The following is a 9,744-nucleotide window of genomic DNA, read 5'->3' on the forward strand; positions in this document are numbered from 1 at the left end:
GTCTGCCGGCTCATGTGGCCGGCGTCGGCGCCGTTGCCGGCGCCGACGTGCTTTCGGCGGCGTTCGCGAAGGGATCGGCGGGCTCGGGCGTCCACGAAGCGACTTCGGCATCGACGCGGCTGCGGGTCCCGGCATCGATTCGCTGGGCCGTGGCGTCGCGGCGGCTCTTCGCCTGTTCGTCGCCGCCGGCAGCGGCGAGCGAGAACCACCTGTAGGCCTCGGCGTAGTCGACCGGCACGCCGGAGCCGCGCAGATAAAGCACGCCGAGATTGAACTGGCTGTCGACGACGCCGTGGCCCGCGGCGGCGCGGAACCAGCGTGCCGCGCCTTCGGCGTCCGGCGTCCCGCCGCTGCCGTCCGAAAGCAGCACCGCCAGATTGTGCATGGCGAGCACGTTGCCGCCGTTGGCGGCCTGAAGATAGAAGCCGCGCGCCGCGGCGGGATCCTTCGCCACGCCGGTGCCGTGCTCGATCATGCTCGCCAGCCGGAAGGCGGCGCGGGCGTCGCCCGCGAGCGCGGAGCGGCGAAACCAGTCGGCTGCGGCGGCCGGATCGGGCGCAACGCCGCTGCCTTCCAGGAACCGCATCGCGATGTCGTAGGCGGCGAACCGGTCGCCGGAAAGCGCGGCATCGCGCAGCGAGCGCGGACCGATCGATTCGGGCAGGCCGCCCGCGCCGTCCGCCCCGGTCGAATCGGCGGGCGTCAGCGAGAACGGCGCGGCCACCGCGGGGGCTGCGGCAGAGCGCTCGGCCGGCGCCGCGACAGCGGCCGGCGCGGGTGCGGCGGTCTCAGTGCGGAGCGGCTCGGCCGGCGCGGCGCGGCCGGAATTCGCCACCATCTGCGCCGCCAGCGCCCGGATCGCCGCATCGTCGGCCTCGTCGGTCGCCGCCGTGCTCTGTGCCGGGGCGTCACGGCCGAACAGGGCAGCGATTCCCGCCGCGCCCTCGCGGCCCAGCAACGCGAGCGCGACCAGCGACACCGCAGCGACGGCAAGCACCCGCGCGCGGCCGAACCGCCGGCTCGCGGGCCGGGGGCTGTCGTCGCCGTCGCGGCCCGCGATTCCGGCCCGGGCCGCCGCGATCAGGTCGGATAGGCCATGCCGGAGGCTGTCGGCGTCCGGATCGCGCCCGGCTGCCGCACGCGGCCGGGCCCCGGCCGCACGGTCCGCCTCAAACGCCACGGTCGAAGGTGGCACAGGTGACGCGAGCGCTGCCGGTGCCACGGATTCGGCCCGCAGACCCGTAGGCTCGGACACCGGAGCGACCGGGGCCGGCCGGGTGGGCCCGGCGGCCGGCGGACGGACATGCAACGCGGCAGGGGACGGCGAAGACGCCGCCATCTCGCCGCCGAAGACCGGCATGGGCGCCGCGGCTGCGTCGGCCTCGGGATCGGACGACACCACCCGGTTGACGGCTGCCCGCGCGCGGAGGATGGCGTCGAGCGACCGCCCGGATCGCGGTGTCGCCGAAGCGTCGCCATGCGGCGGCCGATAGGCTTCGTGCTCTGCCGGGTGGGTGGCGGCAGGGGCGGGGGCCGGGGTCTCAGGCCACCGGGCCGCTGCATCGGTCGTCGCCGGCCGGTAGGCGGGCTCCGATGCCGCCGCGAAGGCGGGCGCGATCGCAGCCGTCCGCATCGCAGGTTCGCGCACGGACCCGGTGTCCGCCGTCGGGTGGAGCGGCGAGGCCGGCGCCGACAGCCGCGCCTCGACCAGCGCGATCAGCCCCTCGAACTGCTCCGCAAGTACCGTGGAAACCTGAACGGAAACGTCGAGGGCGACCTGTGCGGAAATCTGGTCTCCGAGCGCGGCGGCGATCCGCTCCCGATTCCGCTCGAACGCGCGGTCGATTTCCACCTCGATTGGCCGCGCGTGCAGCGCGGCGACGCTGGAGGTGACCACGTCCATGCGCTGGGACAGTCCGTCGACCTTGTCCGCCAGCGCCAGAACCGCAGCGTTCTCATCCTGAGGTTGCAGGGCGACATCCGCCACGGCATGCAGCGCCGTGGCGACGTCGGCGATCCGGCCGTCGAGGCGGGCGAGGTCGGCCTGCACGGGCAGCGCGTCGAGCCTTCGATTGAGGACCCGCTGCTCGCGGTGCAACCGCTCGAACTGCGCGCCGAAATCCGCATCCGCCAGCGCGTCGGCGAGCGTCGCCAACTCGTCGACCAGCCGCTCCTGCGCGGCGGAGATTTCGATGCGCGACTTCTCCGCCGTCTCCCGCTCCGCCTCGTGGCGCGCGGCGAGCGAATCGATCCGCGCGGTCAGCGGCTCCAGATCGCGGGTTTCGACGTCGCGGGTTTCGCCCTTGGCCGCTAGTCCGGCCAGTGTCTGCCTTATCTCGCCGATATCGCCCACAACGACGCCGAGATCGGACCGGACAGTGCGCAGATCGTCTTCCGCGTGCCGCCAGGCTCGGTCGATCTTGGCCGACAGCGCCACGAACCGCCGTTCGATGGCCGCAAGGTCGGGCTGCGGAACGACAGGCTCAGGCGCAGGTTCGGGGCGCGCAAGCGCTTCATCCGCAACGGGTTCCGCCGGAACGGCCGTGGTGTTCGCCGCGACGGGCGGACCTTCCGCGAGCGCGCGCACGCGCCGGCCGATCTCGTCGAGCGCCTCCAGCATCGCGCCCAGGTTACCGTCTCCGCCTGCATCGACGGAAGCGCCTGTGTCTGCCGTTCCGGCATCCTGCACGCGCCCGTGGACCTCGGCGGCATCGTCCCCGCTATCGACAAGGCCGCGTGTACCCTCATCTTCGGCCTTGGCGGCGTCGGCGCCTATACAGGCCGTGGCGTATGCGTCTTCGCCAGTGTCCGCTCCCCCTTCGAGGAAGGGGGAGTGTCGGGCTGCGGTCGCGTCGCCGACGGAAGACGGTGCGGCCGGCACAGTCTCAACAGCCTCATCCGGGGCGTCTTCATCGAGGCCCGCGAGATCAGTCTCCCCGAGATCCATCTCCCCGAGATCCATCTCCCCGAGGGCGGCCGCGACCGCGGCAAACGCGGATTCGTCGATGTCACCAGCCGTGATGTCGCCCGCCGTCGCCGGCTCGATCCGGCCGTCGCCGGCATCGGCCGCGGACACCGCTGACGCCGCGGGCGCCGCGATGGCCGCGGACGCGTCTGCAATTTCAAATTGTATCGACTCGGCGCGCTCCCGGGCGGCATCGACGATGGCCGCCGCCGTCTCGCCGAGTTCGATCTCGTCCGGTGCCGGCTTCGGCGCCGGCTCACCGCTGGTCGGAATGGTCGTGCGGGCGGCCGGCTCTGGCAGGGAGGGGAGGGCGATGTCGTCCCATCCCGGCGGCAGGCGAAGATGCGCCGGCCTCGCGGCCGTCCTGTCGTGCCTCGGCCGGGCCGCCTGCGGAGACAATGGCGGCGCGGCCGCGTGCTTCGCCTGTTCGCGGGCAAGCGCCGCGCGCAGCAGCGCAACGGTCTCGTCGTCCGGCATCGGGGCGGGGATGGCGGAGGCGTATCCCGCGGCGCGCCGGACGGTGGACGGTGGCACGGGGCCGATCGCCGGGGCGGAACTCGCCGGCTTCGAGGCCGGCGCGCGCGTCGACGGCGCGCCCATCCGGGCCGCGCCGCCGGGCGCGGGCACATCCTCGGGCCATTGCGGCCAGGCGCCTTCGATGGCGCTGTCGATGGCATCGCGCGCCGCCGCGCGCACGCGCTGGCCGGCCGCGCTGGCGGCGGACGGCGACCCGATGGCGGGTGCGGTGCTGGACGGGAGGATGCGATGCGGCGGCGCCATGGGATCTTCGGGGTCGAGAACGCGACGGGTACGGTGCGGTTCGGGGAAGGCTTCAGCGCCGCGCCGCTCGCCTGCGGGACGGTCCTGGCCGCGACGCCCCGGGAGATGCCGGCCCGGCTCGTCCGTCGGCTCGCTGCCTTTCGGCTGGTTGCTCGCCCCTTCGCTCCGCATTGCCACCTTTCCTGATGGCGCCGCTCTGGCGGAGCGCCGCGGGTCCGACGGCACGTCCGCCGCGGAGCGCCTTGGAGCCGGCTTCCGCCGCGATGCTGCCCATGATCAATGAATCGGCAAACTTGGTTAACAGAGCGTTACGAAGATCGACCGTAGTGCCAAACGCCTTGATTCGAAAAGACTCCGTCCGGATTTCCACCGGAAACGCACGGTCCGCGCCCGCGCCGGACGGGCGTCGCCGGCCGCCAGTGGTGGAAATGACGCTTACGTTAAGGCAAGATGCCGCCGGCCGATCCCCTGCAGACCGGCCGGCGCCTTCCGGCGCTCCGCGCGCGATGGAGGCGGTGATGGACGAACTCGATTTCATGGGTGACGGCGCCGCGCGCGACGAGGGCGACAGCCGCATTGCGCCCAATGCTACCTTCACCATCGGCCAGCTCGCCCGCGAGTTCGGCGTCACGCTGCGCACCCTGCGGTTCTACGAGGATCGTGGCCTGCTCAATCCGCGGCGCGACGGGGCGACCCGAATCTATGGTCGGCGCGACCGCGCCCGGCTCAAGCTGGTGCTGATGGGAAAGCGCGTCGGTCTCTCCCTCGCCGAGATCAGCGAGATGGTCGATCTCTACGATCTTCGCGATGGCCAGCTCGGGCAGATGCGCGCGGCCGTCGAGCGGTTCAACGCCCAGATCGAGATGCTGGAGCGCCAGAAGCAGGATATCGAGCAGGCGATCGACGACCTCAGACGAACGGTGTCGCTGGTTTCCGGCATGCTTCGCGAGCGCGAGACGCGGGACGACGACAAGCCGGCGGAATAAGGGACATGCGGCGTTTGCCAAAGATCGCTATTCCTGCCTTGCCGACGCCTCAAGTGCGGTTTCTGATCGCGCCCCAAATCTGGCCGCAGATAGAATACCGTGCCGCATAAGTTCAGCGCGGCACATGCTTAGCGCGGCATATGCGGATCCGCGCGGGCTCATGTGGCGCGTGGCCTGCACTGACGCCGAGTGACGAAGAGGGATCACATGACGATGCCGTTGCGACATGCGATGCGACCGGATGCAGGCTCATTCGTCGCGTGCCCGTCGGCGACCGTCCGAAGGGGGGCAGGCCGCAGGTTCGCGGCGCCGCTGCTTGCGACGATGACCGTGGTGGCGCTGGCGGGCGCGGACGGCCTGACGGCTTCCGTCCAGGCCCAGGAGGGCGGAGGCAACGCCCAGATCGAGGTGAACGGTCCCGTCGAGCTGACGCTGGTGCAGCAGGCCGCGGGCATGAAGTTCGACGGCAAGACACTGACCCTCGAGGGCGTGTCGCCCTCGACCACCTTCTTCGCCGCGCGGCCGGAGCCGACGGTCGGGCAGTTCACCACCGCCCAGTTCGTCAAGCTGTGGAATGCCTCCCAGGAGGGCTTCAAGAAGGATCCGCCGAACGCGGCGCTGTCCTTCATCGGCGACAAGAACGGCAAGCCCGTCACGATCGAGCTCGTCAATGTCTCCGGCTCGGGCGACACGCTGTCCTATTCGATCAACGTGCTCGATGGCACGCTGCCGGAATCGGGCGGTGCCGTCAGCATGAGCGTCGATCCGGTGTTCTGGCAGTTGCCGCAGGGCTGGACTGCCCCCTTCCTGCTGTGCCGCTACACGCCCTATTGGGCGAACCGGGTGTGCCGCGGCAGCTGGTGATCCGCGCGGCTTCGAGCGCACGCCCGTTCCCGATTCCCGAAGGCGCCGGCAGCTCCGGCGCCTTTTTTGCGCGTGCCCGCCAGCCGTGCCCGCCCGCCTTGCCATCGCCGGCCGGCCTTCCCGGTGCGTCCCCGGACCGCGCCGGATGCGGGGCAGTTATGCATGCTGCGGATGCGTGAGGCGCTGCGCGAGGGCGAAGGACGCGCATCGGCGGAAGAAGCGCTTTATCGGCAAAGGGTTATACGGCCTCCGGTCTTTGTGCCACCCGTTTGGTCCGCTGTGGCCATTTTGCAATGCGAGCCGGGCGTGGCCCCAAAACTGGTATGACCAGTCTTGATCTCGCGGCCTTCGACTGACATCTAGGGGGCACGCCGCACGGAGCTTTCTTCGTGCCGCGCCGCCCTCCTTGGGCGTTTCCTCCCTAGACTTGGGCCGTCGACGCTTCCGCGGACGGCCCTTTTTCTTTTCTGGGCCTTCGCGTGCGGGCGGGCCCGCCGGGCATCGGTGCGGTGTCTGATTTGAGCAACAGTGCTCAGATTCACGCAAGAACGAGCACTTCCAGGTCAATTCGGTTCATATTGGCCTTGACGTGCTGCAGCGCACATCATAATTTTGCACTTGCGAAATGGCTCCGCGTCGTTTTGCAGCCCTCTTTGGGCGTTTCCTCCCTAGACTTGGGCCGCTGACGCTTCCGCGCGCGGCCCTTTTTCTTTTGCACGCCTCGTTGCATCGCCGTTCGCGCCGCCGGCCGTTCGCTCGATCCGCACTGCGGTGGCCATTAGGCGCACGGCTCCACCCGGGCGCGTTACCATGCCGCGAACAGGCGTGGGCGACGGCAGCTCTCGTGAATCTCGAAGGTGCGAATCTCAGAAGCGTGGTGCGGGCGGGGTCAGAGCCGGCTGACGATTCCGCCGGGACCGTCAGGGCGATCCATATCGCAGATGCGAGAAAAAATGCGGTGGCAGCGCTTGACTGAGTGCGCTGCAACAGGCATATTGCACTGCGGAATGACGTTGCGTCGTTCCATTTGCCCTTTCGGGCGTTTCCTCCCAAGACTTAGGCCGTCTCCTTTGAGGCGGCTTTTTCTTTTTCAGGCTCGGCTCCGTCTCCGGCCCGGGCTCTGCCTCACCGCCCGCCTGCGGTCGTGTCCTGGCCTCATTCGGCGGCGAGCGGGCTCAGGCTTCCGTCATCGCGGCCATAGCCGAAGCGCGCCATCAGCTCTGCCGCGAAGCGGGTCAAGAGGCACGACAGGCCGGCGAGGGAAGCCGTCGGCCGGCACCGGCGCTCGTCCATATAGAGCGAGCGGTTGACCTCGATCTGCAGCGCGTGGATGCCCTCGGCCGGCCGGCCGTAATGCTCGGTGATGAACCCGCCCGCATAGGGCCGGTTGCGCGCGACGATGAAGCCGAGATCGCTCAGGATATCGGTGGCGGTCTCGCTGATCGCGGGGTCGCAGCTCGTGCCGTGGCGGTCGCCGATGATCATGTCGGGCCGTATTCGCGGGTCCTGGCCGCGCACCGAAGAGGGCATGGAATGGCAGTCGATCAGCACCGCCGTGCCGAAGCTCGCGCGGGTGCGGGCGATCAGCGCGCCGAGCGTGGCGTGATAGGGCTTGTAGAACGCTTCGATGCGCTGCAGCGCGTCTTCCACATCCAGCGGCCCGGCATAGATTTCCTCGGCGTCGGCGACGATGCGGGCGATGGTGCCGAGCCCACCGGCCACGCGCGGCGAACGCACGTTGGCGAATGCCGGCAGCCGCCCTGTGAACATCTTGGGGTCGAGCTCGTATGGCTCGCGGTTGACGTCGAGGAAGGCCCGCGGGAAGTGCGCGCGCATCAGCGGAACGCCGAGTTCGACCACCGGCCGGAACAGGTCATCCACATAGCCGTCTTCCGAACGGCGGATGGCCGGGTTGCCGAGCCGGGACGCGGCGAGGAAGGCGGCCGGATAGCAGCGCCCGGAATGGGGGGAATTGAACACGAACGGCGCCCGCTGCACGGCCGGCGCGACGACATCGAACGCCGGCACCGTGTCGAAGTCCTGGACGATCCGGAAATCCTGAATCTCGGGCAATTCCTGACCTTGGGGCAATTCCCGACCGTGGGGAATGAAACGCGACGACGAGGACATGAGGCTCGGTAACACCCGGTCGATTGGCAAGATTCGCTCGGTTGGAAACGCGCGCTCTGTTGGAGCCACGCCCGGGGTGAGAGGCGCCGGTCGTGGCCTTGATTGCGGCGGAATCGGGCGGTTGTCGGCACTGTCGCCGGCATCCGCAAGGCCCCGCCTTCCTGGCGATCATGATGACAGTCCGGGCCGGAATGTCCATTGCCGAGCTGTTTTATACCCGCCTGTGGCGGCGGCGACACAGTCCTTTCACCCGTTCTTTACTGGCTCGGGCGCCACATGATGGCGGAACGGTGGCGATCCTGGGTCGCATCCTGCCATGGCAGCGCGGCCCCGTTCGGGGCGACACCTTCCCGGCTGGGGCCTTGCGCCCGGGACGAGCGGCCTTGCGTGCGGCCGCGCCCGGTGTCGAAGGCGCCGGACGTGTTGCGTTCGCACCCGCCCCGGCATTCGCCGGCTTGTCGCGGGTGCCCCCTGCGGTCGATCAACGAGGCTCTTCTGACGATCATGTCACGGATCCTGCTTGCGGAAGACGATACCGACATGCGGCGCTTCCTGGCCAAGGCGCTGGAGAAGGCAGGCTACGACGTCGTTTCGTTCGACAACGGCCTGTCGGCTTACGAGCGCCTGCGCGAAGAGCCGTTCTCGATGCTGCTCACCGACATCGTCATGCCGGAGATGGACGGCATCGAACTGGCCCGTCGCGCGACCCGCCTCGACCCGGATCTCAAGGTGATGTTCATCACGGGATTCGCGGCCGTGGCGCTCAACCCCGATTCCCAGGCCCCCAAGGACGCCAAGATTCTCTCCAAGCCCTTCCATCTGCGTGAACTCGTGCGCGAGGTGGAGCGCCTGCTCGCGGCGTGATCCCGACGATATCCCCTGAAAAATGTCGCGGATCGGAGGAAGCTCAGAACCGGCGTTGACAGGAAGGGGAGGCGCCGCCATAACACGCGCCGCAACGACCGGCCTTCGGGCCAAGGGGTTGCGGCCACGGACCGGCTGACCACCGGTTCGCACGGGAACGGCCCTGGAGGGGTGCCCGAGTGGTTAAAGGGGACGGACTGTAAATCCGTTGCGTAAGCTACGTTGGTTCGAATCCAACCCCCTCCACCATCCGTTCCCGCATTGGAAGCGCCGCACGGCGACAGCCGTGCCGGCGGGGGACGAAAGCGGTTAGCTCATGCGACGATGTCGCGCCGGGCGCCGCGGCTTCCGGTTCCGCTCTCGCGGGCGGCCTTCGGAAGCGAGGGATGCGTGGGCATCCCGAGTGCCGGCCGCGGGTGTAGCTCAATGGTAGAGCAGCAGCCTTCCAAGCTGAATACGAGGGTTCGATTCCCTTCACCCGCTCCAGCCTCTCCCCACGACAAGAGCGGCCTTGCCGTCCGTCGCCGGGCGTTTTTGCGAATTCCGCTTGAACCTTGCCGCGAAGGGCCGTAAGTCGTCGCGCGTCTCGCGCGACGCCTCCTCCGGGCTCACGCGCGCGCAACGCGCCTGGCTGACGGGCGCTCCCACGAACGCATCTGCTCTCCGCGGAAGCGCCAGCCGAATGAACGCGCCTGCGAACATCGCGCCTTAAGGACTGAGATCATGGCGAAAGAGAAATTTGCGCGGACCAAGCCGCACTGCAACATCGGGACGATTGGTCACGTTGACCATGGCAAGACGTCGCTGACGGCGGCGATCACGAAGGTGCTCGCGAAGACGGGCGGCGCTACGTTCAAGGCGTATGACCAGATCGACGCGGCGCCGGAAGAGAAGGCGCGCGGCATCACGATCTCGACGGCGCACGTCGAGTACGAGACCAAGAACCGCCACTACGCCCACGTCGACTGCCCCGGTCACGCCGACTACGTGAAGAACATGATCACGGGCGCGGCGCAGATGGACGGCGCGATCCTGGTGGTTTCGGCCGCCGACGGCCCGATGCCGCAGACCCGCGAGCACATCCTGCTGGCGCGCCAGGTCGGCGTTCCCGCGATCGTGGTGTTCCTCAACAAGTGCGACATGGTCGACGATCCG

6 protein-coding genes and 2 tRNA genes are annotated in these 9,744 nt (G+C 69.3%); 6 read left to right on the forward strand and 2 right to left on the reverse strand.

The features are described 5' to 3' along the window. Window positions 1-10 precede the first annotated feature (10 nt). Window positions 11-3,745: a tetratricopeptide repeat protein gene (locus BUF17_RS18930; protein ID WP_073631641.1), complete on the reverse strand. Its 3,735-nt coding sequence runs from the start codon at window positions 3,743-3,745 to the stop codon at window positions 11-13. 536 nt (window positions 3,746-4,281) lie between these two features. Here BUF17_RS18930 and BUF17_RS18940 point away from each other — a divergent pair. Both BUF17_RS18940 and BUF17_RS18945 read left to right on the forward strand, forming a co-directional pair. After that, on the forward strand, window positions 4,282-4,731 hold the full coding sequence (locus BUF17_RS18940; RefSeq protein ID WP_073631684.1) for a MerR family transcriptional regulator: 450 nt from the start codon (window positions 4,282-4,284) through the stop codon (window positions 4,729-4,731). 330 nt (window positions 4,732-5,061) lie between these two features. Next, complete coding sequence (locus BUF17_RS18945) at window positions 5,062-5,595, forward strand: hypothetical protein (protein ID WP_139282603.1); 534 nt, start codon at window positions 5,062-5,064, stop codon at window positions 5,593-5,595. Between the two features lie 1,155 nt (window positions 5,596-6,750). Here the strand turns inward: BUF17_RS18945 and BUF17_RS18950 are convergent. After that, window positions 6,751-7,668: an N-formylglutamate amidohydrolase gene (locus tag BUF17_RS18950; RefSeq protein ID WP_084564926.1), complete on the reverse strand. Its 918-nt coding sequence runs from the start codon at window positions 7,666-7,668 to the stop codon at window positions 6,751-6,753. A 561-nt stretch (window positions 7,669-8,229) separates the two neighbouring features. Here BUF17_RS18950 and cpdR point away from each other — a divergent pair. The 4 genes from cpdR to BUF17_RS18970 form a co-directional block, all read left to right on the forward strand. After that, entirely contained in the window at window positions 8,230-8,589 is a 360-nt protein-coding gene (cpdR, locus tag BUF17_RS18955; RefSeq protein ID WP_073631647.1) for a cell cycle two-component system response regulator CpdR, read from the forward strand. Between the two features lie 165 nt (window positions 8,590-8,754). Further along, window positions 8,755-8,838: transfer RNA gene (locus BUF17_RS18960), tRNA-Tyr, on the forward strand. 163 nt (window positions 8,839-9,001) lie between these two features. Continuing rightward, window positions 9,002-9,075 (forward strand) — tRNA-Gly (locus BUF17_RS18965). 237 nt (window positions 9,076-9,312) lie between these two features. Beyond that, a partial coding sequence (locus BUF17_RS18970; RefSeq protein ID WP_139282605.1) for a GTP-binding protein occupies window positions 9,313-9,744 on the forward strand: 432 nt, incomplete at its 3' end.

Origin of the sequence: Pseudoxanthobacter soli DSM 19599, assembly GCF_900148505.1 — a bacterium.
GTDB lineage: Bacteria > Pseudomonadota > Alphaproteobacteria > Rhizobiales > Segnochrobactraceae > Pseudoxanthobacter > Pseudoxanthobacter soli.

Excerpts from the sequence above, each read along its gene's own strand:
- BUF17_RS18940 (WP_073631684.1), top strand. The coding sequence starts at position 4,282 with ATGGGTGACGGCGCCGCGCGCGACGAGGGCGACAGCCGCATTGCGCCC.
- BUF17_RS18930 (WP_073631641.1), bottom strand. The coding sequence starts at position 3,745 with ATGGCGCCGCCGCATCGCATCCTCCCGTCCAGCACCGCACCCGCCATC.
- cpdR (WP_073631647.1), top strand. The coding sequence starts at position 8,230 with ATGTCACGGATCCTGCTTGCGGAAGACGATACCGACATGCGGCGCTTC.